Genomic DNA, 24,842 nt, shown 5'->3' on the forward strand with positions numbered 1-24,842 from the left:
ATCGTCTTCACATATGAATCAAGCAATTCGTGTGGGAGCTCATCAGCAGGCTGATGTCTTCGATTAAGGAGGTGATCCAGCCGCAGGTTCCCCTACGGCTACCTTGTTACGACTTCACCCCAGTCATGAATCACACCGTGGTAACCGTCCTCCCGAAGGTTAGACTAGCTACTTCTGGTGCAACCCACTCCCATGGTGTGACGGGCGGTGTGTACAAGGCCCGGGAACGTATTCACCGCAACATTCTGATTTGCGATTACTAGCGATTCCGACTTCACGCAGTCGAGTTGCAGACTGCGATCCGGACTACGATCGGTTTTGTGAGATTAGCTCCACCTCGCGGCTTGGCAACCCTCTGTACCGACCATTGTAGCACGTGTGTAGCCCAGGCCGTAAGGGCCATGATGACTTGACGTCATCCCCACCTTCCTCCGGTTTGTCACCGGCAGTCTCCTTAGAGTGCCCACCATAACGTGCTGGTAACTAAGGACAAGGGTTGCGCTCGTTACGGGACTTAACCCAACATCTCACGACACGAGCTGACGACAGCCATGCAGCACCTGTGTCAGAGTTCCCGAAGGCACCAATCCATCTCTGGAAAGTTCTCTGCATGTCAAGGCCTGGTAAGGTTCTTCGCGTTGCTTCGAATTAAACCACATGCTCCACCGCTTGTGCGGGCCCCCGTCAATTCATTTGAGTTTTAACCTTGCGGCCGTACTCCCCAGGCGGTCAACTTAATGCGTTAGCTGCGCCACTAAAATCTCAAGGATTCCAACGGCTAGTTGACATCGTTTACGGCGTGGACTACCAGGGTATCTAATCCTGTTTGCTCCCCACGCTTTCGCACCTCAGTGTCAGTATCAGTCCAGGTGGTCGCCTTCGCCACTGGTGTTCCTTCCTATATCTACGCATTTCACCGCTACACAGGAAATTCCACCACCCTCTACCATACTCTAGCTCGCCAGTTTTGGATGCAGTTCCCAGGTTGAGCCCGGGGCTTTCACATCCAACTTAACGAACCACCTACGCGCGCTTTACGCCCAGTAATTCCGATTAACGCTTGCACCCTCTGTATTACCGCGGCTGCTGGCACAGAGTTAGCCGGTGCTTATTCTGTCGGTAACGTCAAAACAGCAAGGTATTAACTTACTGCCCTTCCTCCCAACTTAAAGTGCTTTACAATCCGAAGACCTTCTTCACACACGCGGCATGGCTGGATCAGGCTTTCGCCCATTGTCCAATATTCCCCACTGCTGCCTCCCGTAGGAGTCTGGACCGTGTCTCAGTTCCAGTGTGACTGATCATCCTCTCAGACCAGTTACGGATCGTCGCCTAGGTGAGCCATTACCTCACCTACTAGCTAATCCGACCTAGGCTCATCTGATAGCGCAAGGCCCGAAGGTCCCCTGCTTTCTCCCGTAGGACGTATGCGGTATTAGCGTTCCTTTCGAAACGTTGTCCCCCACTACCAGGCAGATTCCTAGGCATTACTCACCCGTCCGCCGCTGAATCAAGGAGCAAGCTCCCGTCATCCGCTCGACTTGCATGTGTTAGGCCTGCCGCCAGCGTTCAATCTGAGCCATGATCAAACTCTTCAGTTCAATACTGCTTGGGTTTTTAAGAAACCCTAAACTTGGCTCAGCAATCTCAAATGACTATGTGATTTCTCGCATGGCCACTTGTGATGCTGATAATCTTGGCGACTATCAGTCCATACTCACAAGCACCCACACGAATTGCTTGATTCAATTTGTTAAAGAGCGTTTGGCTAAGAGCTTTTCGTCTCAACCGAGGCGCGCATTCTACGCTTTCCTCATTTCGTGTCAAGCGTTTATTTTGAAGTTTTTCGTTTCACTTCAAACACTTGACTCGCTGCGATCTCTCGTAGCGGGAGGCGAATCATACAGCGTTACAACCTGCTGTCAACTGCCTTTTTCGCCGCTGCCGATCAGATGATCGAAGCACCTCCGCAACCCTCTTCAACAATCAACTCATTGATATTCAAGGAGTTTTTCGTCCCGATGTCGCTGGAAGTGGGGCGCATTATAAGGGGATCTGAGAGGGCGTCAACCGTTAATTTCATAAAAATCAAAAAGATCGCGTCAGGAGCCCTGGTACCTATATAAGCAGCCCCAAAACAAAAGCAGGGAGGCCTATCGGCCTCCCCACCCCTTCCTATATAGGTAGCGCGTCACAACACCCCGGCAGCCCGGAGTCGCTGCACCGCTGCCTCATCCAACCCCAGCACATCGCCAAGCACCGCCTCGGTATGCTCCCCCAGCAACGGCGGCGCCTGCCGATATTCCACCGGCGTCTCCGACAACCGGATCGGGCTGGCCACCTGCGGCACGCTCCCTGCCAACGGATGAGGAACATTCACTGCCAGCCCACGGGCCACCACCTGCGGATCCTGGAACATCTGTGCCAGGTCGTTGATCGGTCCGCACGGCACGCCTGCCTTCTCCAGCTCGCTCACCCACTCGGCCGTAGTCTTGAACACCGTGGCCTGGCGAATCAGCGGAATCAGCTCGGCGCGATTGGCCACCCGCTGTTTATTGGTGGCAAAGCGTGGATCATCCGCCCAGTGCGCCTGCCCGGCCACTTCCGCGAACTTGCGGAACTGCCCGTCATTGCCCACGGTAAGAATGAAGTTGCCATCGGCCGTCGGGAAATCCTGGTACGGCACGATGTTCGGGTGCGCATTGCCCAGCCGACGAGGCGCGGTACCGGTGGTGAGGTAGTTCATTGCCTGGTTGGCCAGGCAGGCCACCTGGACATCCAGCAACGCCATGTCGATGTGCTGGCCAATACCGGCCTGGTCACGGTGCGCCAGGGCCGCCAGGATCGCCACGGTGGAATACAGCCCGGTGAGGATGTCGGTCAGGGCCACCCCGACCTTCATCGGCCCGGCGCCCTCCTCCCCCTCCGGGCGACCGGTCAGGCTCATCAGCCCACCCAGCCCCTGGATCATGAAGTCGTAGCCGGCACGCTTGGCATATGGCCCGGTCTGGCCGAAGCCGGTGATCGAGCAGTAGATGAGCTTCGGGTTGACCGCCTTCAGGCTTTGATAGTCCAGCCCATAGGCCGCCAGCCCGCCTACCTTGAAGTTCTCGATGACGATATCCGACTTCGCCGCCAGCTCACGCACCAGGCGCTGGCCTTCCGGCTGGGTGAAGTCGATGGTCACCGAGCGCTTGTTGCGGTTGGCCGACAGGTAGTAGGCCGCCTCGCTGGTATTCTCGCCCTGAACATCGCGCAGGAAAGGCGGCCCCCAGGAGCGGGTGTCGTCACCCGCCCCCGGACGTTCGACCTTGATCACATCGGCGCCAAGGTCAGCCAGGATCTGGCCGGACCAGGGCCCGGCCAGTACCCGGGAGAGATCCAACACCCGCAGATGGGAAAGCGCGCCCATGGCCTGGTCCTCTATTAATAGAACGCCTGGATGCCGGTCTGCGCACGCCCGAGGATCAGCGCATGCACGTCATGGGTCCCTTCATAGGTGTTGACCACCTCGAGGTTGACCAGGTGGCGGGCCACGCCGAACTCGTCGGAGATGCCATTGCCGCCCAGCATGTCGCGGGCCAGACGGGCGATGTCCAGGGCCTTGCCGCAGGAGTTGCGCTTCATGATCGAGGTGATCTCGACCGCCGCGGTGCCTTCGTCCTTCATCCGCCCCAGGCGCAGGCAGCCCTGCAGGGCCAGGGTGATCTCGGTCTGCATGTCGGCCAGTTTCTTCTGGATCAGCTGGTTGGCAGCCAGCGGGCGGCCGAACTGCTGGCGGTCCAGGGTGTACTGGCGCGCGGTGTGCCAGCAGGCCTCGGCGGCGCCCAGGGCGCCCCAGGAGATGCCATAGCGGGCCGAGTTCAGGCAGGTGAACGGGCCTTTGAGGCCTCGCACGTCCGGGAAGATGTTCTCTTCCGGCACGAATACGTTGTCCATGACGATCTCGCCGGTGATCGAGGCGCGCAGGCCGACCTTGCCATGGATAGCCGGGGCGCTGAGGCCGTCCCAGCCTTTCTCCAGCACGAAGCCGCGGATATCACCGGCATCGTCCTTGGCCCAGACCACGAAGACATCGGCGATCGGGCTGTTGGTGATCCACATCTTGCTGCCGGTCAGGCGATAGCCACCGTCGACCTTGCGGGCGCGGGTAATCATCGAGCCCGGGTCGGATCCATGGTTGGGCTCGGTCAGGCCGAAGCAGCCGATCCACTCGCCACTGGCCAGCTTCGGCAGGTACTTCTGCTTCTGCGCCTCGGTACCGAACTCGTTGATCGGCACCATGACCAGCGACGATTGCACGCTCATCATCGAACGGTAGCCGGAGTCGATGCGCTCCACCTCGCGGGCGATCAGGCCGTAGCACACGTAGTTCAGGCCGCTGCCGCCGTACTGCTCGGGAATGGTCGCGCCGAGCAGGCCGACTTCACCCATCTCGCGGAAAATCGCCGGGTCTGTCTGCTCGTGGCGGAACGCCTCCAGCACACGGGGTGCCAGCTTGTCCTGGGCGAACTGATAGGCGCTGTCGCGAACCATGCGCTCTTCTTCAGTGAGCTGCTGATCCAGCAGCAGCGGGTCGATCCAGTTGAAGCTTGCCTTGCCAGCCATGTGCGGATTCCTCGAAAGATGGGAACGAATTGTTGTGCTGGATTGATCCTAGGCCTGATCGGCCTGCGGGACAAACGAGGATTGCGCACGGTTTAGTGATATTTTCTCACTTCGCAATCATCGAAATGCCCTGTTCAACGCCCTACAAGTGAGGTTGACGTACATGCGCCGCAAGATCCCCAGCACCACCGCCCTGGTCTGCTTCGAGGCGGCCGCGCGCCACGAGAGTTTCACCAAGGCTGCCCAGGAGCTGGCCCTGACCCAGGGCGCCGTCTGTCGGCAGATCGGTGGCCTGGAGGCCTTCCTCAATGTCGAACTGTTTCGCCGCTCGCGCCGGGGCGTGAAACTGACCGAAGCCGGGCTGTCCTACAGCCGCCAGGTGGCTGCGCAGCTGGATGCGGTGGAGCGCGACACGCTTTCGGTGATGCGCCAGCAGGGCGCCAACGTGATCGAACTGGCGGTGGTGCCGACCTTCGGCACGCAATGGCTGCTGCCGCGCCTGAAGGACTTCCAGCAGCGTCACCCGGAGGTCACGGTCAACCTGACCAACCGCACCCGCCCCTTCCTGTTCGCCGACACGCCCTTCGACGCCGCCATCTACTTCGGCGACGCCGACTGGTCCGGCACCCAGTCCCACCGCCTGATGGGCGAGAACCCCATGCCGGTGTGCAGCCCCGCGCTGCTGGACGGGCAAGCCAGCCTCGACGCCCGGCGCATCGCCGAGTTGCCCCTGCTGCAGCAGACCACGCGCCCCTATGCCTGGCGGCAGTGGTTCGACGGCCTGGGCATGAGCGTCGAACGGGACATGACCGGCCCGCGCTACGAACTGTTCTCCATGCTGGCCCAGGCCGCCATGCATGACATGGGTATCGCGCTGATCCCACCGTTCCTGATCCAGCGCGAGTTGCAGGAAGGTCGATTGCTGGTCGCTAACAGGCATGCCCTGTCCAGCGACAAGGCCTACCATCTGATGATCCCCGAGCGAAAGGTGGAGTCCGCTTCGCTGCGGGCGTTTCGCGACTGGCTGGTGGCACAGGCCAAGCAGTACACCGCCGCCGGATAAGGCCATTAATCTAAAAATTGACCCCGTAGTCAATTATTTTAAACACCTACAGATATATGGATTTGTCGCAAATTCGCAATCTGTTCCGTATAGCGGAAAAACCGTAGCAACCCTAGTGACTGCGCGGGTTTGCGGCTTATTTTGCGAAATTCACAACGCCATGAACGAAAACGGCCGAAATTTTTTCATTTTTTCCCCTAAGCTGCGAATAGCGCGTACTTGACGGGCTGGACCAGAATCGTTGCGACATACGGTCACAGGGTGACTTGTAGTTTTAAGTTCGTTTCGCTTCAGAACCTGTTGAAGGCCCCTGGGTTCGTCTGCAAAATGCCTCTCCCGCCTCGAACCAGGCGGAGTCGTGCTCTACGGCCGCCCAGCCGCACCACCCGAAGTGCGCTGGTTTCCATAAAGACAATAAAGGTCACCGCAGGAGACATAGTCGTGCACATTGGTGTTCCTCTCGAGACGCAGACGGGTGAGACAAGGGTCGCCGCGACCCCGGAAACCATCAAGAAACTGGTAGGCCAGGGCCATCAGGTCACCGTGCAACGGGGGGCAGGGCTCAACGCCAGCATCCCGGACAGTGCCTATGAAGCCGTGGGCGCCACCCTGGGCGAAGCCACTGACGCCTTTGGCGCGCAGCTGGTACTCAAGGTGGTCGCGCCCAATGACCAGGAACTGGCGCTGATCAATAGCGGCAGTCTGTTGGCGGGCATGCTCAACCCCTTCAACAACGAACTGATCGGCAAGATGGCCGAGCGCGGCATCACCGCCTTCGCCCTGGAAGCCGCGCCGCGCACCTCGCGGGCACAGAGCCTCGACGTGCTGTCGTCCCAGGCCAACATCGCCGGCTACAAGGCCGTGCTGCTGGCGGCCCACCACTACCCACGCTTCATGCCCATGCTGATGACCGCCGCAGGTACGGTGAAAGCCGCCCGCGTGCTGATCCTCGGCGCCGGCGTCGCCGGCCTGCAGGCCATCGCCACGGCCAAGCGCCTGGGCGCGGTGATCGAAGCGTCGGACGTGCGCCCGGCGGTGAAGGAGCAGATCGAGTCACTGGGGGCCAAGTTCATCGACGTGCCCTACGAGACCGATGAAGAACGCGAATGCGCCGAAGGCGTCGGCGGCTATGCCCGGCCGATGCCGGCCAGCTGGATGCAGCGTCAGGCCCAGGCCGTGCACGAGCGCGCCAAGCAGGCCGATATCGTCATCACCACCGCGCTGATTCCCGGGCGCAAGGCGCCGACCCTGCTCAGCGCCGAAACCGTGGCGCAGATGAAACCCGGCTCGGTGGTCATCGACCTCGCCGCGGCCCAGGGCGGCAACTGCCCGCTGACCGTGGCCGATCAGGTCGTCCTGCACAACGGCGTAACCATTGTCGGCCCGACCAACCTGCCGGCCCAGGTCGGCGCCGATGCTTCGGCACTGTACGCGCGCAACCTGCTGGACTTCATGAAGCTGCTGTTCGACAAGGACGGCAACCTGGTCATCAACCTCGAAGACGACATCGTCGCCGCGTGCCTGATGTGCCGCGACGGCCAGGTCGTGCGCAAGAACGGCTGAGGAGCACGACAATGGAAGACATGCTGATTTCCCACGGCATCTACAACCTGATCATCTTCGTGCTGGCCATCTACGTGGGTTACCACGTGGTGTGGAACGTCACCCCGGCCCTGCACACCCCGCTGATGGCGGTCACCAACGCCATTTCCGCGATCGTCATCGTCGGCGCCATGCTGGCCGCGGCGCTGACCGTCACCCCGGCCGGCAAGGTCATGGGCACCCTGGCCGTGGCGCTGGCCGCGGTGAACGTGTTCGGTGGCTTCCTGGTCACTCGCCGCATGCTGGAAATGTTCAAGAAGAAAACCAAGAACGAGGGGCAGAAGTAAGCATGAGCATGAATCTGGTAACGCTTCTGTACCTGGTCGCCTCGGTCTGCTTCATCCAGGCGCTCAAGGGCCTCTCGCACCCGACCACCTCACGCCGTGGCAACCTGTTCGGCATGATCGGCATGGGTATCGCCATCCTCACCACCGTCGGCCTGATCTACAAGCTTGGCGCGGAGCTGGCGACTGCCGGTATCGGCTACGTCATCGTCGGCCTGCTGGTCGGCGGCAGCGCCGGCTCGATCATGGCCAAGCGCGTCGAGATGACCAAAATGCCCGAGCTGGTCGCCTTCATGCATAGCATGATCGGCCTGGCCGCGGTGTTCATCGCCATCGCCGCCGTGCTCGAGCCGCAATCGCTGGGCATCGTCGCCAGCATCAGCGACCCGATCCCCACCGGCAACCGCCTGGAGCTTTTCCTCGGCGCGGCCATCGGTGCGATCACCTTCTCGGGCTCGGTGATCGCCTTCGGCAAGCTGTCGGGCAAGTACAAGTTCCGCCTGTTCCAGGGCGCACCGGTACAGTTCGCCGGCCAGCACAAGCTGAACCTGATCCTGGGCCTGGCGACCATCGCCCTGGGCCTGCTGTTCACCTTCACCGGCCACTACAGCGCCTTCACCCTGATGCTGGCCCTGGCCTTCGTCATGGGCGTGCTGATCATCATCCCGATCGGCGGCGCCGACATGCCGGTGGTGGTGTCGATGCTCAACAGCTACTCGGGCTGGGCCGCGGCGGGTATCGGCTTCTCGCTGAACAACTCGATGCTGATCATCGCCGGCTCCCTGGTGGGCTCCAGCGGCGCGATCCTCTCGTACATCATGTGCAAGGCGATGAACCGTTCGTTCTTCAACGTCATCCTCGGCGGCTTCGGTGGCGATACCGATGTCGGCGCTGCGCAAGGTACGAAGGAGCAGCGCCCGGTGAAGTCCGGCTCGGCCGATGACGCCACCTTCCTGCTGAGCAACGCCGACAGCGTGATCATCGTCCCAGGCTACGGCCTGGCGGTGGCCCGCGCCCAGCACGCGCTCAAGGAACTGACCGAGAAGCTGAGCCACAACGGCGTGACCGTGAAGTACGCGATCCACCCGGTGGCGGGGCGCATGCCCGGGCACATGAACGTGCTGCTGGCCGAAGCCGAGGTGCCGTACGACCAGGTGTTCGAGATGGAGGACATCAACGCCGAGTTCGGCCAGGCCGACGTGGTGCTGGTGCTGGGCGCCAACGACGTGGTCAACCCGGCGGCGAAGAACGATCCGAAGTCACCGATCGCCGGCATGCCGATCCTCGAGGCCTTCAAGGCCAAGACCATCATCGTCAACAAGCGCTCCATGGCCAGCGGCTACGCGGGCCTGGACAACGAACTGTTCTACCTGGACAAGACCATGATGGTGTTCGGTGATGCCAAGAAAGTCATCGAGGACATGGTCAAGGCCGTGGACTGACCTGGTCCTACCCATATAGAAGCGCATAAGGCCCCTGCGGAAATATTCCCAGGGGCCTTTTCATTTGCTTGATCCAGATCAACGGCTCTACTTCCGGCCTTCGCCTACGACCATGGTCGCGGGACGGTTCCGGGCTAAATCTCTAGACTGCGCTTCCAGTAGCTTCAGTAGCCTGAGATAACAATCCATGTACCGTGATCGTATCCGCTTGTCCTCCCTGCACAGCAAGGTTATGAGTGCGGCTGACGCCGCTGGCCTGATCCAGGACGGCATGACCGTCGGCATGAGCGGTTTCACCCGCGCCGGCGAAGCCAAGGCCGTGCCCCACGCACTGGCCGAGCGTGCAAAACAGTCGCCGCTGAAGATCAGCCTGATGACCGGCGCCAGCCTGGGCAACGACCTGGACAAGCAACTGACCGAGGCCGGCGTGCTGGCCCGGCGCATGCCGTTCCAGGTCGACAGCACCCTGCGCAAGGCCATCAACGACGGCAAGGTGATGTTCATCGACCAGCACCTGTCGGAAACCGTCGAGCAGCTGCGCAACAAACAGCTCACCCTGCCGGACATCGCGGTCATCGAAGCGGTGGCGATCACCGAGCAAGGCCATATCGTGCCGACCACCTCCGTCGGTAACTCGGCCAGCTTCGCGATCTTCGCCAAGCAGGTCATCGTCGAGATCAACCTGTCGCACCATGCCAACCTCGAAGGCCTGCACGACATCTACATCCCGACCTACCGCCCGACCCGCACGCCGATCCCGCTGGTGAAGGTCGACGACCGCATCGGCAGCACCGCGATCCCGATCGACCCGGCCAAGATCGTCGGCATCGTCATCAGCGACCAGCCGGACTCACCGTCCACCGTGCTGCCGCCTGACCACGAGACCCAGGGCATCGCCGATCACCTGATCGCCTTCCTCAAGGGCGAGGTGGACGCCGGGCGCATGAGCAACAATCTCGGCCCGCTGCAGGCCGGCATCGGCAGCATCGCCAACGCGGTGATGTGCGGCCTGATCGAGTCGCCGTTCGAAAACCTGACCATGTACTCCGAAGTGCTGCAGGACTCGACCTTCGACCTGATCGATGCCGGCAAGCTGAGCTTCGCCTCGGGCAGCTCGATCACCCTGTCGAGCCGCCGCAACGCCGATGTGTTCGGCAACCTGGAGCGCTACAAGGACAAGCTGGTGCTGCGTCCGCAGGAGATCTCCAACCACCCTGAAGTGGTGCGTCGCTTGGGCATCATCGGCATCAACACGGCGCTGGAGTTCGACATCTACGGCAACGTCAACTCCACCCACGTCTGCGGCACGAAGATGATGAATGGCATCGGTGGCTCGGGCGACTTCGCCCGCAACGCACACCTGGCGATCTTCGTCACCAAGTCGATCGCCAAGGGCGGCGCGATTTCCAGCGTGGTGCCGATGGTCAGCCACGTCGACCACACCGAGCACGACGTGGACATCCTGGTGACCGAGGTGGGCCTGGCCGACCTGCGTGGCCTGGCGCCGCGCGAACGCGCCCGGGTGATCATCGACAACTGCGTGCATCCGGACTACCGCGCCGCGCTGAACGATTACTTCGAGCGCGCCTGCCAGCGTGGCGGGCATACCCCGCATATCCTGCGCGAAGCCTTGAGCTGGCATGAAAACCTGGAAGAGACCGGGCGGATGTTGGTCGGTTGATCATCTTCACGGTTTGAAATTGCTGGGGGCGCTTTGCGCCCCTTTTCGCGGCACAAGGCCGCTCCTACAGAAGACCGCGATCACCTGTAGGAGCGGCCTTGTGCCGCGAAAAGGCTGCATGGGATCTACAAGGTCTGCACCAGACCCGGACTCGGCACCTGCAACAGGTACTCGATCAACGCCTCCACCGGCAACGGCCGGCTCACCAGGAACCCCTGCACCTGGTCGCAACCGAACGCCCGCAGCAGCGCCAGTTGCTCCTCGCTCTCCACCCCTTCGGCCACCACCTCCAGGTTGAGGTTGTGCGCCAGGTTGATCATCGCATGCACCAGCTTGGCGTTCTCCTCGCGCTGCTCCATGCCGCCGACGAAGCTGCGGTCGACCTTGAGCAGGGTGATCGGCAGGCTGTTCAGGTGCACGAACGACGAGAAACCGGTCCCGAAATCGTCCAGCGAAAAACGCACCCCCAGGCGCCCCAAGGCGTCCATGGTCTGGCGCACCAGCTCGTTGCGCCGCATCACGGCGGTCTCGGTCAGCTCGAACTCCAGCCAGCGGGCATCGACGCCGTGCTCGACGATCAGCCGGCTCAGGGTGGCGAGCAACTGGCTGTCCTGGAACTGGCGGAAGCTCAGGTTCACCGCCATGTGCAGCGGCGCCAGGCCGCGCTCGCGCAGGGCCTGCATGTCGCTAAGGGCCCGGGAGATCACCCAGTAGCCCAACGGCACGATCAACCCGCTCTGTTCGGCCAGCGGCACGAATTCGCTCGGCGCCAGCAGACCGCGCTCTGGATGGTTCCAGCGCACCAGCGCTTCCAGACCGACGATACGGCCGTCGGCGAGATTGAGCCGCGGTTGATAGTGCAACTCCAGCTCGTCGCGGCGCAGGGCGCGACGCAGCTCGCTTTCCAGGTCGGCCAGGCTGCGGGCGTTGCGGTTGATGCGCTCGTTGAACACATGGAAGGTGCAGCCCTGGCTGCTCTTGGCCTGGCGCATGGCGATGTGCGCGTGCCACATCAGCGGGTCGGCGCCGGCCTGGGCGCGGGCATGGGCGATTCCCAGGCTGCAGCCGAGCAGCAAGCTCTCGCCGTCGATCCAGTAGGGCTCGGTCAGCGCCTCGGTGATGCGTTCGGCCATCCACTCGGCGCGATTGGGGTCGCGCCGGGTGTCGATCAGCAGGGCGAACTCATCGCTGCCCAGGCGCGCCAGCTGGTCGCTCGCCTCCAGCTGGTGCTTGAGCCGGGCGACCACCTGCAAGATCAGGCGGTCGCCGCCCTGGTGGCCGAGGGCGTCGTTGACGTGGCGGAAGTTGTCCAGGTCGAGATGGCCGAGGGCCAGGCCGCGGCCTTCGTTCTCGGCCAGACGCGCGGTCAGCAGTGCCTGGAAGCCCTGGCGGTTGGCAATGCCGGTCAGCGGGTCCTGTTCGGCCAGGCGTTGCAGGGTGGCCACCAGCACGCCGCGCTCGCGCACATGGCGCAGGGAGCGACGCAGGGTGTCGGTGGTCAGCTGCGCCAGCACCAGCCAGTCGCTGACGCCCAGCGGCGCGCTGGCCGGCTCCTGCTCCAGCAGCAGGATCGTCGGCAGCTCGCAACGCCCCGGCGCCGGCTGCAGCTCGGGCGTGGCCAGCACCACAGCCTGGCGGTCGTTGGCGAACAGGCTGTCCACCGCCGCCCAGTTCGGCGCGGTCAGCAGCACGACGCTGCCGCCCATCGGCTGCAGGCATTCGCGCAGATGCACGGCCCACTCCGGCTCATCAGCCAACAGCAGCAAACGCAGGGGTTCGACAGGCGTGGACAAGCGGGCTCCTTAGACATGGGCGGTGGAACGGCGAGCGCGGGCAATCCTACCCGATTAATTGGAAATGATTTTCACTTTTAGTCGTTGCCCTTCCCTGGCCGCCATCCCGACGCAATCTGACGTGCATCCTGCGCGAAAGTAGCAGATGCGGCAAATCCGATTCGCGCCCTGCATCACAACGTCAGACGGTCGCGCATTAACGGCCCCATGCCTGCTAGAATGCGCGGCTATTTTCTGGTTACCCCCGGTTTCTAGCATGTCCCGACTCAATCCCCGGCAACAGGAAGCCCGAGACTACGTCGGCGGCCCTCTTTTGGTGCTCGCCGGTGCAGGCTCCGGCAAGACCAGCGTGATCACGCGCAAGATTGCCCACCTGATCCAGAACTGCGGCATCCGCGCCCAGTACATCGTGGCGATGACCTTCACCAACAAGGCCGCGCGCGAGATGAAGGAGCGGGTCGGCACCCTGCTGCGTCCGGGAGAAGGCCGGGGCCTGACGGTGTGCACCTTCCACAACCTGGGCCTGAACATCATCCGCAAGGAGCACGAGCGCCTGGGCTACAAACCGGGTTTCTCGATCTTCGACGAGTCCGACATCAAGGCGTTGCTGTCGGACATCATGCAGAAGGAATATTCCGGCGACGACGGCATCGACGAGATCAAGAACATGATCGGTGCCTGGAAGAACGACCTGATCCTGCCACCCGAGGCCCTGGAAAAGGCGCGCAACCCGCGCGAGCAGACCGCGGCCATCGTCTACACCCACTATCAGCGCACGCTCAAGGCGTTCAACGCGGTGGACTTCGACGACCTGATCCTGCAGCCGGTCAAGCTGTTCCAGGAGCACCCCGACGTACTCGAACGCTGGCAGAACCGCGTGCGCTACCTGCTGGTGGACGAATACCAGGACACCAACGCCAGCCAGTACCTGCTGGTGAAGATGCTGATCGGCATGCGCAACCAGTTCACCGTGGTCGGCGACGATGACCAGTCGATCTACGCCTGGCGCGGCGCCCGCCCCGAGAACCTGATGCTGCTCAAGGAGGACTACCCCTCCCTGAAGATCGTCATGCTCGAGCAGAACTACCGCTCCACCAGCCGCATCCTGCGCTGCGCCAACGTGCTGATCGCCAACAACCCCCACGCCTTCGAGAAGGAACTGTGGAGCGAGATGGGCGTCGGCGACGAGATCCGCGTGATTCGCTGCAAGAACGAGGAAGCCGAGGCCGAGCGCGTGGCCATGGAAATCCTCACCCTGCACCTGCGCACCAACCGCCCGTACAGCGACTTCGCCATCCTCTACCGGGGCAACTACCAGGCCAAGCTGATCGAACTGAAGCTGCAGCACCACCAGGTGCCGTACCGCCTGTCCGGCGGCAACAGCTTCTTCGGCCGCCAGGAGGTCAAGGACCTGATGGCCTACCTGCGCCTGCTGGTCAACCCGGACGACGACAACGCCTACCTGCGGGTGATCAACGTGCCGCGCCGCGAGATCGGCTCGACCACCCTGGAAAAGCTCGGCAACTATTCCACCGAGCGCGGCATCTCGATGTACGCCGCCAGCGAGGAGCTGGGCCTGGGCGAGCACCTGGACGCCCGCTACACCGAGCGCCTGCAGCGCTTCAAGCACTGGCTCGACGGGGTGCGCCACAAGGTCGCCCTGGAAGACCCGATCGCCGCGCTGCACGAGATGATCCGCGACATCGACTACGAGAACTGGATCCGCCAGCAGACCGCCAGCGACAAGGCTGCGGAGTTCCGCATCAGCAACGTCTGGTTCCTCGTCGAAGCGCTGAAGAACACCCTCGAGAAGGATGAAGAGGGTGACATGACCATCGAGGACGCCATCGGCAAGCTGGTGCTGCGCGACATGCTCGAGCGCCAGCAGGAAGAGGAAGAAAACGCCGAGGGCGTGCAGATGATGACCCTGCACGCCTCCAAGGGCCTGGAGTTCCCCTACGTGTTCATCATGGGCATGGAGGAGGAAATCCTCCCCCACCGCTCGAGCATCGAGGCCGACACCATCGAAGAGGAACGCCGCCTGGCCTACGTGGGCATCACCCGCGCACGCCAGACCCTGGCCTTCACCTTCGCCGCCAAGCGCAAGCAGTACGGCGAGATCATCGACTGCACCCCGAGCCGGTTCCTCGACGAACTGCCGCCGGACGACCTGGCCTGGGAAGGCCTGGACGATGCGCCCGTGGAAGTGAAAGCCGCGCGCGGCAACAACGCCCTGGCCGATATCCGGGCGATGCTCAAACGCTGATCAACCATTACTCTTTAACTTTGCCGCTTCGTGCGGCCACCTTTGTTACATCGGAGACACACAGTGGAAGCACTGCAGCAGAAGATTCGCGAAGAAGGCATCGTGCTTTCCGACCAGGTACTCAAAGTCGATGCGTTTCTCAACCACCAGATCGACCCTGCGCTGATGCAGCTGATCGGTGATGAGTTCGCCCGCCTGTTCGCCGATTCGGGCGTGACCAAGATCGTCACCATCGAAGCCTCCGGCATCGCCCCGGCGGTGATGACCGGCCTGAAGCTCGGCGTACCGGTGATCTTCGCCCGCAAGCACCAATCGCTGACCCTGACCGAGAACCTGCTGACTGCCTCGGTGTACTCCTTCACCAAGCAGACCGAGAACACCGTGGCCATCTCGCCGCGCCATCTCAACAGCAGCGACCGCGTGCTGGTGATCGACGACTTCCTGGCCAACGGCAAGGCGTCCCAGGCACTGATCTCGATCATCAAGCAGGCCGGCGCCACCGTGGCGGGCCTGGGCATCGTCATCGAGAAGTCGTTCCAGGGCGGCCGTGCCGAGCTGGACAGCCAGGGCTACCGCGTCGAATCGCTGGCCCGGGTCAAGTCGCTGGAAGGCGGCGTGGTCACCTTCATCGAGTAAAGCCTTGCCCTTACCCTGTAGGAGCGGCCTTGTGCCGCGAAAGGGGCGCGTAGCGGCCCCAGGATTTCAGCGTTCATGCATAGATCGCCGGGCCGCTTTGCGGCCCTTTCGCGGCACAAGGCCGCTCCTACAGGGGGCCAGTCGCCTGTAACCCCGCCAGCAGCAACCGCTGATACAGCTCCTCCTTCAAACCCTGCGGGTCATCCAGCTTCATCCGCGCCAACTGTGCCGCATACCTCTCGGGCCCTGGCGCATCCAACGCCGCCTTGCCCAGCTCCAAGACCTCGCTCAGCTTGAACTTGCTCTTCAACCAGTTCAGCGCCCGCAACAGATCCCGCTCCTCTGCCGTGAAATCAGTCCCCAGCGGATACTCAGGGAACAGCCGTGCATGCCGTGCCCGGATTGTCTCGAGCCGCTCAGGCGTATTGTCCATGAACCGCGCATCCAGCTCGAAGTCCTTGGCCAGCTTGCCCGCCGCCTTGGCCTGCTCCATCAGCTCGGGCTGAAAACGTGAGTCACTGATCGCCAGCAACCGTGCGATCACCTCGCTGTCGGTCTGCCCACGCAGGTCGGCGATGCCGTACTCGGTGATCACGATGTCCCGCAGGTGCCGGGGGATGGTGCAATGGCCGTAGGTCCAGTAAAGGTTCGAGGTGACCTCGCCCCCGGCCTCGCGCCAGCTGCGCAGCAACAGGATCGAGCGACCGCCCTCCAGCGCATGCCCCTGGGCGACGAAGTTGTATTGCCCGCCCACGCCGCTGAGTACCCGGCCATCCTCGAGCTGGTCGGCAACCCCCGCGCCCAGCAGGGTCATGCCGAACACCGTGTTGACGAAGCGTGCATCCCGACGCTGGCGACGCTTGCGCGCCTCCTGGCCATAGAGTTCGTTGATGAAGCTGATGGCGCTCATCGCGAACCGGGCGCGCTGTTCCAACGGCATCTCGCGCAGGCGCTGGTAGAACGCCTGCGGCCCGAGGAAGAACCCGCCATGGATCAGCACCCCCTGCTCGTCGGCAGGGCGGCGCACGACCCCGGCGTCGGCCAGCGCCAGCAGGCCATTGACGAACATCTCGCTGCAGCCGTACAGCCCCTGGCCGAAGGTATCCAGCCCCCCTTCCCGCTCGATCAGCGCCTGCCATGGGCCGATGTCCAGCTCATCGAGCAGCGCACGATAGCCCTCGTTGTCGCCCTGGCGCGCCAGCAGTGCCGCCGTTATCGCATCGCCCATGGCACCGATGCCGATCTGCAGGGTGCCGCCGTCGCGCACCAGGGCGCTGGCATGCAGGCCGATGCAATGGTCTTGGGTGTTCACCGGCATGTTCGGCGTGGAGAACAGCCGACGTTGTTCGGGCTGGTCGATCAGTAGGTCGAACTGCTCCAGACCCAGCTCCGCGTCTCCGGGCATGTAGGGCAGTTCGTCGTGGATCTGGCCGAGCACCAGGATGGTCTCACCGGCGGCGCGGCGCCGGGCGATCATCGGCAGCAGGTCGAGGGTGATGTCGGGATTGCAGGCCAGGCTCAGGTGGTCGGGCCGTTCAGGCGTGGCCGCCACCAGTTGCGCAACCAGGTTCAGGCCCTTGGCGTTGATGTCGCGGGCGGCGTGGCTGTAGTTGCTGCTGACGTAGTCCTGCTGCGCCGCCTCGCTGTGCAGCAGGCTGCCGGGCTGCATGAAAAACTGCTCGACGCGGATGTTTGGCGGGAGTCGGTCGGCACGCAGGTCGGCCAGGTAGGTGAGCTCTTCGTAGTCGGCGAACACACGCTCGACGAAGGGTTCGAGGAAACGACGTTGCAGACCGTCACCCAGCGCGGGCCGGCCGAGGGAAAGGGCGGTGTAGATCGTCAGTCGGCGCTCGGGGAGATCGCGAACCCGCGCGCACAGCGCGTTGACGAAGGCATTGGGCTTGCCCAGGCCCAAGGGAAGGCCCATGTGGATGTGGGCTGGAAGGCGTGATAGTGCCAGCTCAACAGCCTGATCAATGGAGCAGCGATGCATCTCGGCCTCCTGAGTCGTCCATGGGTTCAGGGTTGGACATGAATACAAGCGGGTTAGTTGCGCTTCGGCTGCCTGCATCTCAGTCAGAGGCAGGATTAGGAGAAATCAAATCATGCCCCAAACGTTTATACCCGAGGAAGCGAGAGTACCTAACAAATTCATCCATGAACTCCATTGGGAAAACAAGATCTTTTTGCACCTTGATCTCCCCAAGCCCCGCCTCTCTGATCGCCAACACATCCAAGGAATTTTGTGTGAAGTGCTCTCCAGACTTCCAAATTGCCTTCCTTAGCTTAAAGACCATGACGACTCTAGGGTCATCATGCTGTGAAGCGTACTCTAGGGCTTTAAAAAGATCCTGCGTTGCATAGAAAGCCGGCCCTTCTGCCTGCCTTATTCCTGACTTCAGATCGACTTTATTTTCCAACACCGGAACAAATTTATTTGAAGTACCATGCATGGCTATCGGACTGTAGTCTTTCAAGATTGCTTTAGCAGTACTGGGGGTTGCGAGCTGCACGACTCTTTCAAGCAAGTAGAGCTTACCGGTATGATGTGCTTGATAAAATTTTCTACCATTATCCACCAAAATTTTCCCTACGGTGGTGTGCCCACTTGGATCTCGGCCATTTATTGGATCACCCAAGCAGTAACCATATACGTTCAAACCACCATCCGCGAATGGGCTCATAGAATCTGGACTGTTGAATCGCATCAGCATTGGACTAAATGCTCGATAGCCATTACCCAAAAGATAGTGCCCTGTTATCGGCTCTAACCGCTCCCCATTAAAGCCGAGGGTAATCTTCAGCTCAGGATGGTAGCCATAAGGTGAATAGGTAAAGCTCTGCGGCAAACAGCAGGGGTTGACTCTAGTCAGAATTGATTCCTGTTGAACCACCGCCAACAAAGCACTAACTCTTTTGTCGCTTAGCATGACGCACCCTCTGCCGCGGCTGGGTGCACCATTATCATGACCGCGCCTGAAACAGAGTACTGGTAAAAATACCAGGTATCAGCCTAAACAACTGGAGGCGCAAAAAACAAAGCCCGCCAGGATAGGCGGGCCTCGTGGATTTCATCTATGTCTTACAGCCCCGACATCTTCTTGATCGCGCCCTTCAGGTCTTCATCCGAGCAATCGGCGCAGGTGCCCTTCGGTGGCATGGCGTTGATCCCGGTGATGGCCTTGGCCAGGATGCCATCGAGGCCGCCCTGGTGATCGGCGCGTTCTTTCCACGCCGCGGTGTCGCCGATTTTCGGCGCGTTCAGCAGGCCGGTGCCATGGCAGGCGTTGCAGTGCTTGGCGATGATCTCGTCCGGTGTCTTGGCACCGCCGCCGCCGGCAGTGGCGGCCACTTCCATGCCCTTGCATTCCTGGCCCTGGACGCACACCTGGCCGACCGGCTCGAGGCGCTTGGCGATGTCGTCGTTGGTTGCAGCGGTTGCGCTCATTGCCCAAAGGGCGAATACGGCTGCTGGTACGGCCAGCATCTTCTTGATTTGGTTCACGCGAACACCCTCATGGTGGCTAATCACGCCCGCGGCCACGGAATTGCGAGCGTTGAAAAGTATAGCGGGAACCCGGAAGGCGTGAAACGACCACACTCAGGGAAAGGGTATTGGCGAATCAATGCACTGCGCTGGATCAAAAGTTCGACGGGGTCGCCGCACTGATCAAGCGCGCCGGTTCCTCGAACGGGTTGCGAAAGCGGTGTGGACGGGTGCTTTCGAAGTAGTAGCTGTCACCGGCTTCGAGAATGAAGATCTCGGTGCCGACCACCAGCTCCAGGCGCCCTTCGAGCAGGATGCCGGTCTCTTCACCGTCGTGGGTGAGCATTTCCGCGCCAGTGTCGGCGCCCGGCGGGTAGACCTCGGTGAGGAAGGCGATGGCCCGGTTGGGGTGCGACTTGCCGACCAGCTTCATGGTCACCGCGCCATCTGAGATGTCGATCAGCTCGTGGGCTTTGTAGACGATCTGGGTCGGGCTCTCAGGCGCCAGCTCCACCGAGAAGAACTCGACCATCGACATGGGGATGCCGCTGAGCACCTTGCGCAAGGAGCTGATCGACGGGCTCACGCTGTTCTTCTCGATCATCGAGATGGTGCTGTTGGTTACCCCCGCGCGTTTGGCGAGTTCGCGCTGGGACAGGCCCTTGAGCTTGCGGATGGCTTGCAGTCGTTCACCGACGTCCAAAGCTGGAGCCTCCTGAATCGGTCGAGATGGGGGTAGTGTGAACGATATGATGGCAATGCCGTTCAGTATTTACAACACACAGCCCCGCAGCCTGTCCGCTTCAGCGCCTTATTCGCCGATATAGTCCAGTGGCACGCGTTTGAGATTGCAGAAGATCTGGTACGGAATGGTCCCTGCCTGCAGCGCCACATCGCTCGCCAGGACCTGCTTGCCCCACAGCTCCACCGGGCTGCCGACAGTGGCCTCGGGCACCTCGGTGAGGTCGACGCAGAGCATGTCCATCGACACTCGGCCGATCAGCTGGGTGCGTTTGCCGGCCACCACCACCGGGGTACCGGTGGGCGCCTGGCGTGGGTAACCGTCGGCATAGCCCATGGCGACCACGCCGACGCGGGTCGGGCGCGGGCTGACGAACTTGGCGCCGTAGCCCACCGGCTCGCCGGCCGGCAGCTCGCGCACGCTGATGATCCGCGATTGCAGGGTCATCACCGGTTGCAGGCGGGCCGCTTCGGCCTGCGCCACCTCGAACGGCGTGGCGCCATAGAGCATGATGCCCGGGCGCACCCAGTCGCTCTTGATGCTCGGCCAGCCCAGCACCGCCGGGGAGTTGCGCAGGCTGCACTCGGCGGCCAGGCCCTGGCGCGCGGCCTCGAACACGGCGACCTGCTGCTCGGTGGCGGCGGCATCGAGTTCGTCGGCGCGGGCGAAGTGGCTCATCAGCACGATGCGCGACACCTTGCCACTGGCCAGCAGACGCTGGTAGGCGTCGTGGTAATCCTTGGGGTGCACGCCGACGCGGTGCATGCCGGTGTCCATCTTCAGCCAGATGGTCAGCGGCTTGCGCACCGAGGTCTGCTCGAGCGCTTCCAGCTGCCACAGCGAATGCACCACGCACCACAGGTCGTGCTCGGCGATCAGCGCCAGCTCGCTGGCCTCGAAGAAGCCTTCGAGCAGCAGCACCGGTGCCTTGATGCCCGCCGCGCGCAGCTCCAGGGCTTCCTCGATGCAGGCCACGGCAAAACCGTCGGCCTCGGTCTCGAGCGCCAGGGCGCAACGCACCGCGCCATGACCATAGGCGTCGGCCTTGACCACGGCCAGGGCCTTGGCGCCGGTCAGCTCACGGGCCAGGCGGTAGTTGTGACGGAGGGCTTGGAGGTCGATCAGGGCACGGGCGGGACGCATGGCGGCAGCCTTCTGGCAGTTCTGGTTATCGATAAAGCCCCGGCGCGGCAGATGGGGGTAGGTACCCACCGCGCCGGGGTGAGGGAACAGGTGAATCGGTGTGGGCTTTTTCGCGGGTAAACCCGCTCCCACAGGGGACTGCACAAAACCTGTGGGAGCGGGTTTACCCGCGAAAGGGCCGGCGCAGACGCCCGCTTACTGGTGCGCAGGCGCCGGCTGGCCATGCTTGGCGATCTCGCGGCTGTTGCCATAACGCGAGATGTCCAGGCCTTCGGCACTGATCTGCGGTTTCTTGCGCGCGATCAGGTCTGCCAGCAGGCGACCGGAACCGCAAGCCATGGTCCAGCCCAGGGTGCCGTGACCGGTGTTGAGGAACAGGTTACGGAACTTGGTCGCCCCGACGATCGGGGTGCCGTCCGGGGTGGCCGGGCGCAGGCCGGTCCAGAAGCTCGCCTGGCTCAGGTCGCCGCCGCGAGGATAAAGGTCGTTGACGATCATCTCCAGCGTTTCGCGTCGACGCGGGTTCAGCGACAGGTCAAAACCGGCGATCTCGGCCATGCCGCCGACACGGATGCGGTCGTCGAAACGGGTGATGGCGACCTTGTAGGTCTCGTCCAGGATGGTCGAGGTCGGCGCCATGTCGCCATTGGTGATCGGCACGGTCAGCGAGTAGCCCTTGAGCGGGTAGACCGGGGCCTTGATGCCCAAAGGCTTGAGCAGTTGCGGCGAGTAGCTGCCCAGGGCCAGCACGTAGCGGTCGGCGGTTTCCAGCTTGCCGTCGATCCACACGCCATTGATGCGGTCGCCGGCGACGTCCAGGCGCTGGATGTCCTGGCCGAAGCGGAACTCGACGCCCAGCTTGATGGCCATGTCGGCGAGCTTGGTGGTGAACAGCTGGCAGTCGCCGGTCTGGTCGTTGGGCAGGCGCAGGGCACCGGCGAGGATATCCTTCACCCCGGCCAGGGCCGGTTCGACGCGGGCGATGCCGTCGCGGTCGAGCAGCTCGTAGGGCACGCCGGACTGTTCCAGCACGGCGATGTCCTTGGCCGCGGCGTCGACCTGGGCCTGGGTGCGGAACAGCTGGGTGGTGCCCAGGCTGCGGTTTTCGTAGGCAATGCCGGTTTCGGCGCGCAGCTCGTCGAGGCAGTCGCGGCTGTACTCGGACAGGCGCACCATGCGCTCCTTGTTCACCGCGTAGCGGCTGGCGGTGCAGTTGCGCAGCATCTGCGCCATCCACAGGTACTGGTCGACGTCGCCGGTCAGCTTGATGGCCAGGGGCGCGTGGCGCTCCAGCAGCCACTTGATGGCCTTGAGCGGCACGCCCGGGGCGGCCCAGGGCGAGGCATAGCCGGGCGAGATCTGGCCTGCGTTGGCGAAGCTGGTTTCCATGGCCACCGCCGGCTGGCGATCGACCACCGTGACCTCGAAACCTTGCCGGGCCAGATAGTAGGCACTGGCGGTACCGATCACACCGCTACCAAGTACCAGAACTCGCATTGTTGTATCCCTCGCACGCGGCTCGCCGCAGTCTTTTGTTGAAATGGCATGGATGCGCGCAGTATATGAATCTCCGACCAGTGCTATTCACTATATAAGTAGCTATATTTGGCGAGAATTCTCGGCAAAATCGCCTTTCACGGAGGGGCATCCCCTATGAGAACCCAGCACCAGAGCAAACGTGAACTGGACAAGATCGACCGCAACATCCTGCGGATCCTGCAGAATGACGGGCGTATTTCCTTCACCGAACTGGGCGAGAAGGTCGGGCTGTCCACCACCCCTTGCACCGAGCGCGTGCGGCGCCTGGAGCGCGAGGGGATCATCATGGGCTACAACGCCCGGCTCAATCCGCAGCACCTGAAGGGCAGCCTGCTGGTGTTCGTCGAGATCAGCCTGGACTACAAGTCCGGCGACACCTTCGAGGAGTTCCGCCGCGCCGTGCTCAAGCTGCCCCATGTGCTGGAATGCCACCTGGTGTCGGGCGACTTCGACTACCTGGTGAAGGCGCGGATCTCGGAGATGGCCTCGTACCGCAAGCTGCTCGGCGACATCCTGCTCAAGCTGCCCCACGTACGCGAGTCGAAGAGCTATATCGTGATGGAAGAGGTAAAAGAGAGCCTGTGCCTGCCGATCCCGGACTGAGGCTTCAGACCAGCACCTGACGGGTCGTGGCGATGAACTGGTGGACCAGTTGCTCGGCCGCGGGCTCGATGGGTTGCGCCGGCCCTCGACCACGGGGGCAGGCCAGGCGCGGGGTGGTGCCGAACAGGCGGCAGATCATCGGGCGCTCTGCATAGACCGTGCAGCCGTTCGGCCCAAGGTGCACGCAGTCCAGGCGCTCCAGGGCGGCGTCCTGCTCGGCCTGGGTCTTGCGCGGCAGGCGGGCCATCTCCTCGGCGGACGTGGTGACCGGGCCGCAGCAATCGTGACAGCCGGGCTCGCACTCGAACGAGGGAATGAGTTCGCGCAGGAAGTGGATCTTGTGGCGGTTGCAGGACATGACCAAGGACAGTGCGATGAATGAGGTTGAATTATAAGCCCAATCGCGGGGCAAGCCCGCTCCCACGCTTACGTACTGGCGTGGGAGCGGCGGTGCGCCGATGCGACTTGCCCCGCGATTGGGCAGTTGCCTATCCTCCCCCTTTCGTCTCAACCCAGGAATCGCCCCATGGTCCACAGCGCGCAGCACGCCGCCTCCTACTACGCCGCCAGCAGCGCGCCACACCCAGACCATCCGTTCCTGCAAGGCGAGCACAGCGCTGACGTATGCATTGTCGGCGGCGGCTACTCGGGCCTGAACACCGCCATCGAACTGGCCGAGCGCGGTTTCTCGGTGATCCTCCTGGAAGCCCGCAAGCTTGGCTGGGGCGCCAGCGGCCGCAACGGTGGCCAGCTTATCCGTGGCGTCGGCCACGGCCTCGAGCAGTTTCTCCCGGTGATCGGTGAAGAAGGCGTGCGCAGCCTGAAGCTGATGGGCCTGGAAGCCGTGGAAATCGTCCGCGACCGCGTCGAGCGCCATGGCATCGACTGCGACCTGACCTGGGGCTACTGCGACCTGGCCAACAAACCCGCCGAACTGGAAGGCTTCGCCGAGGACGCCGAGGAACTGCGCAGCCTGGGTTATCGTCACGAACTGCGCCTGGTGCAGCCCGGCGACATGCACTCGGTGGTGGGTTCCGAGCGCTATGTCGGTGGCCTGGTCGACATGGGTTCGGGCCACCTGCACCCGCTCAACCTGGCACTCGGCGAAGCCGCCGTGGCCAGCCGCCTGGGCGTCGGCCTGTACGAGCAGTCTGAAGTGACCCGCATCGAGTATGGCCCCGAGGTGAAGGTACACACCGCCCAGGGCCGGGTGCGCGCCAAGACCCTGGTGCTGTGCTGCAACGCCTACCACAACGACCTCAACCGCGAGCTGGGCGGAAAGGTGCTGCCCGCTGGCAGCTACATCATCGCCACCGAGCCCCTGGGCGAAGAACGCGCCCGCCAGCTGCTGCCGCAGAACATGGCGGTGTGCGACCAGCGCGTGGCGCTGGACTACTACCGCCTGTCTGCTGACCAGCGTCTGCTGTTCGGCGGCGCCTGCCACTACTCCGGGCGCGACCCGCAGGACATCGCCGCCTACATGCGGCCGAAGATGCTCAAGGTGTTCCCGCAACTGGCCGATGTGCGCATCGACTACCAGTGGGGCGGCATGATCGGCATCGGCGCCAACCGCCTGCCGCAGATCGGCCGTCTGGCCTGCCAGCCCAACGTCTACTATGCCCAGGCCTATTCCGGTCATGGACTCAACGCCACCCACCTGGCCGGGCGCCTGCTCGGCGAGGCCATCAGCGGCCAGCAGGCTGGTCGTTTCGATCTGTTCGCCAAGGTGCCACACACCACCTTCCCCGGCGGCAAGCTGCTGCGCTCGCCGCTGCTGGCACTGGGGATGCTCTGGTATCGGCTCAAGGAACTGGTTTGAGTCGAATTCAGCACACCCCTGTAGGAGCGGCCTTGTGCCGCGAAAGGGCCGCAGCGCGGCCCCAGGGTCTCGAATCAGACTGAAGATTGCCGGGGCTGCTGTGCAGCCCTTTCCGGCCGGTCCGACGCCTCGGC

19 protein-coding genes and 1 rRNA gene are annotated in these 24,842 nt (G+C 62.8%); 9 read left to right on the plus strand and 11 right to left on the minus strand.

Translation table 11 applies throughout. The features are described from left to right. Nucleotides 1–64: 64 nt before the first annotated feature. From K2O50_RS25865 to K2O50_RS25875, 3 genes are all read right to left on the minus strand, one after another. Nucleotides 65–1,601, minus strand: a 16S ribosomal RNA gene (locus tag K2O50_RS25865). Nucleotides 1,602–2,191: 590 nt separating this feature from the next. Continuing rightward, nucleotides 2,192–3,412, minus strand: a complete 1,221-nt coding sequence (locus K2O50_RS25870; RefSeq protein ID WP_050707503.1) for a CaiB/BaiF CoA-transferase family protein — start codon at nucleotides 3,410–3,412, stop codon at nucleotides 2,192–2,194. A gap of 14 nt (nucleotides 3,413–3,426) precedes the next feature. Continuing rightward, nucleotides 3,427–4,608 (minus strand): acyl-CoA dehydrogenase, encoded by a 1,182-nt coding sequence (locus K2O50_RS25875; protein ID WP_028689912.1) that lies wholly within the window; start codon nucleotides 4,606–4,608, stop codon nucleotides 3,427–3,429. Nucleotides 4,609–4,771: 163 nt separating this feature from the next. Between K2O50_RS25875 and K2O50_RS25880 the strand changes: the two genes are divergently transcribed. From K2O50_RS25880 to K2O50_RS25900, 5 genes are all read left to right on the plus strand, one after another. Continuing rightward, nucleotides 4,772–5,671, plus strand: a complete 900-nt coding sequence (locus K2O50_RS25880) for a LysR family transcriptional regulator (protein WP_050707504.1) — start codon at nucleotides 4,772–4,774, stop codon at nucleotides 5,669–5,671. A 441-nt stretch (nucleotides 5,672–6,112) separates the two neighbouring features. Continuing rightward, a complete protein-coding gene (locus tag K2O50_RS25885) occupies nucleotides 6,113–7,234 on the plus strand; it encodes a Re/Si-specific NAD(P)(+) transhydrogenase subunit alpha (RefSeq protein ID WP_050707505.1) in 1,122 nt (373 codons plus the stop codon). An 11-nt stretch (nucleotides 7,235–7,245) separates the two neighbouring features. After that, nucleotides 7,246–7,560, plus strand: a complete 315-nt coding sequence (locus K2O50_RS25890; RefSeq protein WP_023631272.1) for an NAD(P) transhydrogenase subunit alpha — start codon at nucleotides 7,246–7,248, stop codon at nucleotides 7,558–7,560. A gap of 2 nt (nucleotides 7,561–7,562) precedes the next feature. After that, nucleotides 7,563–8,999: an NAD(P)(+) transhydrogenase (Re/Si-specific) subunit beta gene (locus K2O50_RS25895; protein WP_050707506.1), complete on the plus strand. Its 1,437-nt coding sequence runs from the start codon at nucleotides 7,563–7,565 to the stop codon at nucleotides 8,997–8,999. A 187-nt stretch (nucleotides 9,000–9,186) separates the two neighbouring features. Further along, nucleotides 9,187–10,680: an acetyl-CoA hydrolase/transferase family protein gene (locus K2O50_RS25900; protein WP_050707507.1), complete on the plus strand. Its 1,494-nt coding sequence runs from the start codon at nucleotides 9,187–9,189 to the stop codon at nucleotides 10,678–10,680. Nucleotides 10,681–10,805: 125 nt separating this feature from the next. Here the strand turns inward: K2O50_RS25900 and K2O50_RS25905 are convergent, their stop codons facing one another. Continuing rightward, entirely contained in the window at nucleotides 10,806–12,473 is a 1,668-nt protein-coding gene (locus K2O50_RS25905) for a bifunctional diguanylate cyclase/phosphodiesterase (RefSeq protein ID WP_050707508.1), read from the minus strand. Between the two features lie 256 nt (nucleotides 12,474–12,729). Between K2O50_RS25905 and rep the strand changes: the two genes are divergently transcribed. Beyond that, nucleotides 12,730–14,739: a DNA helicase Rep gene (gene rep / locus K2O50_RS25910; RefSeq protein ID WP_050707509.1), complete on the plus strand. Its 2,010-nt coding sequence runs from the start codon at nucleotides 12,730–12,732 to the stop codon at nucleotides 14,737–14,739. A 63-nt stretch (nucleotides 14,740–14,802) separates the two neighbouring features. Next, nucleotides 14,803–15,375 (plus strand): xanthine phosphoribosyltransferase, encoded by a 573-nt coding sequence (locus tag K2O50_RS25915; protein WP_011536381.1) that lies wholly within the window; start codon nucleotides 14,803–14,805, stop codon nucleotides 15,373–15,375. 127 nt (nucleotides 15,376–15,502) lie between these two features. Here the strand turns inward: K2O50_RS25915 and K2O50_RS25920 are convergent, their stop codons facing one another. The 6 genes from K2O50_RS25920 to dadA form a co-directional block, all read right to left on the minus strand. Next, nucleotides 15,503–17,368: an acetyl-CoA hydrolase/transferase C-terminal domain-containing protein gene (locus K2O50_RS25920; protein WP_050707510.1), complete on the minus strand. Its 1,866-nt coding sequence runs from the start codon at nucleotides 17,366–17,368 to the stop codon at nucleotides 15,503–15,505. A 79-nt stretch (nucleotides 17,369–17,447) separates the two neighbouring features. Continuing rightward, on the minus strand, nucleotides 17,448–18,305 hold the full coding sequence (locus K2O50_RS25925) for an RHS repeat-associated core domain-containing protein (protein ID WP_082337834.1): 858 nt from the start codon (nucleotides 18,303–18,305) through the stop codon (nucleotides 17,448–17,450). Between the two features lie 152 nt (nucleotides 18,306–18,457). Next, nucleotides 18,458–18,862, minus strand: a complete 405-nt coding sequence (locus tag K2O50_RS25930; RefSeq protein ID WP_036985953.1) for a cytochrome c5 family protein — start codon at nucleotides 18,860–18,862, stop codon at nucleotides 18,458–18,460. 154 nt (nucleotides 18,863–19,016) lie between these two features. Continuing rightward, nucleotides 19,017–19,565: a cupin domain-containing protein gene (locus K2O50_RS25935; protein ID WP_023629132.1), complete on the minus strand. Its 549-nt coding sequence runs from the start codon at nucleotides 19,563–19,565 to the stop codon at nucleotides 19,017–19,019. Nucleotides 19,566–19,673: 108 nt separating this feature from the next. Next, nucleotides 19,674–20,747, minus strand: a complete 1,074-nt coding sequence (alr, locus tag K2O50_RS25940; protein ID WP_050707512.1) for an alanine racemase — start codon at nucleotides 20,745–20,747, stop codon at nucleotides 19,674–19,676. A gap of 195 nt (nucleotides 20,748–20,942) precedes the next feature. Beyond that, complete coding sequence (dadA, locus tag K2O50_RS25945) at nucleotides 20,943–22,244, minus strand: D-amino acid dehydrogenase (protein ID WP_050707513.1); 1,302 nt, start codon at nucleotides 22,242–22,244, stop codon at nucleotides 20,943–20,945. Between the two features lie 156 nt (nucleotides 22,245–22,400). On the opposite strand from dadA, the gene dadR reads away from it, so the two are divergent. Further along, nucleotides 22,401–22,889 (plus strand): transcriptional regulator DadR, encoded by a 489-nt coding sequence (dadR, locus tag K2O50_RS25950; RefSeq protein WP_003258963.1) that lies wholly within the window; start codon nucleotides 22,401–22,403, stop codon nucleotides 22,887–22,889. A 4-nt stretch (nucleotides 22,890–22,893) separates the two neighbouring features. Here the strand turns inward: dadR and K2O50_RS25955 are convergent, their stop codons facing one another. Continuing rightward, the gene (locus K2O50_RS25955; protein WP_050707514.1) at nucleotides 22,894–23,247 is read right to left on the minus strand and encodes a YkgJ family cysteine cluster protein; all 354 of its coding nucleotides are present in this window, start codon (nucleotides 23,245–23,247) and stop codon (nucleotides 22,894–22,896) included. A gap of 168 nt (nucleotides 23,248–23,415) precedes the next feature. Here K2O50_RS25955 and K2O50_RS25960 point away from each other — a divergent pair, with 168 nt between their 5' ends. Then, a complete protein-coding gene (locus K2O50_RS25960) occupies nucleotides 23,416–24,708 on the plus strand; it encodes an FAD-binding oxidoreductase (RefSeq protein WP_050707515.1) in 1,293 nt (430 codons plus the stop codon). Nucleotides 24,709–24,842: the final 134 nt, after the last annotated feature.

This window comes from Pseudomonas sp. 2hn (genome assembly GCF_019646095.1).
Lineage (GTDB): Bacteria > Pseudomonadota > Gammaproteobacteria > Pseudomonadales > Pseudomonadaceae > Aquipseudomonas > Aquipseudomonas peradeniyensis.

What these genes read in the sequence shown, in the direction of transcription:
- K2O50_RS25870 (WP_050707503.1), bottom strand. Translation starts at nt 3,412, where the DNA reads ATGGGCGCGCTTTCCCATCTGCGGGTGTTGGATCTCTCCCGGGTACTG.
- K2O50_RS25875 (WP_028689912.1), bottom strand. Translation starts at nt 4,608, where the DNA reads ATGGCTGGCAAGGCAAGCTTCAACTGGATCGACCCGCTGCTGCTGGAT.
- K2O50_RS25880 (WP_050707504.1), top strand. Translation starts at nt 4,772, where the DNA reads ATGCGCCGCAAGATCCCCAGCACCACCGCCCTGGTCTGCTTCGAGGCG.
- K2O50_RS25890 (WP_023631272.1), top strand. Translation starts at nt 7,246, where the DNA reads ATGGAAGACATGCTGATTTCCCACGGCATCTACAACCTGATCATCTTC.
- K2O50_RS25895 (WP_050707506.1), top strand. Translation starts at nt 7,563, where the DNA reads ATGAGCATGAATCTGGTAACGCTTCTGTACCTGGTCGCCTCGGTCTGC.
- K2O50_RS25900 (WP_050707507.1), top strand. Translation starts at nt 9,187, where the DNA reads ATGTACCGTGATCGTATCCGCTTGTCCTCCCTGCACAGCAAGGTTATG.
- rep (WP_050707509.1), top strand. Translation starts at nt 12,730, where the DNA reads ATGTCCCGACTCAATCCCCGGCAACAGGAAGCCCGAGACTACGTCGGC.
- K2O50_RS25920 (WP_050707510.1), bottom strand. Translation starts at nt 17,368, where the DNA reads ATGCATCGCTGCTCCATTGATCAGGCTGTTGAGCTGGCACTATCACGC.
- K2O50_RS25925 (WP_082337834.1), bottom strand. Translation starts at nt 18,305, where the DNA reads ATGCTAAGCGACAAAAGAGTTAGTGCTTTGTTGGCGGTGGTTCAACAG.
- K2O50_RS25930 (WP_036985953.1), bottom strand. Translation starts at nt 18,862, where the DNA reads ATGCTGGCCGTACCAGCAGCCGTATTCGCCCTTTGGGCAATGAGCGCA.
- alr (WP_050707512.1), bottom strand. Translation starts at nt 20,747, where the DNA reads ATGCGTCCCGCCCGTGCCCTGATCGACCTCCAAGCCCTCCGTCACAAC.
- dadA (WP_050707513.1), bottom strand. Translation starts at nt 22,244, where the DNA reads ATGCGAGTTCTGGTACTTGGTAGCGGTGTGATCGGTACCGCCAGTGCC.
- dadR (WP_003258963.1), top strand. Translation starts at nt 22,401, where the DNA reads ATGAGAACCCAGCACCAGAGCAAACGTGAACTGGACAAGATCGACCGC.
- K2O50_RS25955 (WP_050707514.1), bottom strand. Translation starts at nt 23,247, where the DNA reads ATGTCCTGCAACCGCCACAAGATCCACTTCCTGCGCGAACTCATTCCC.
- K2O50_RS25960 (WP_050707515.1), top strand. Translation starts at nt 23,416, where the DNA reads ATGGTCCACAGCGCGCAGCACGCCGCCTCCTACTACGCCGCCAGCAGC.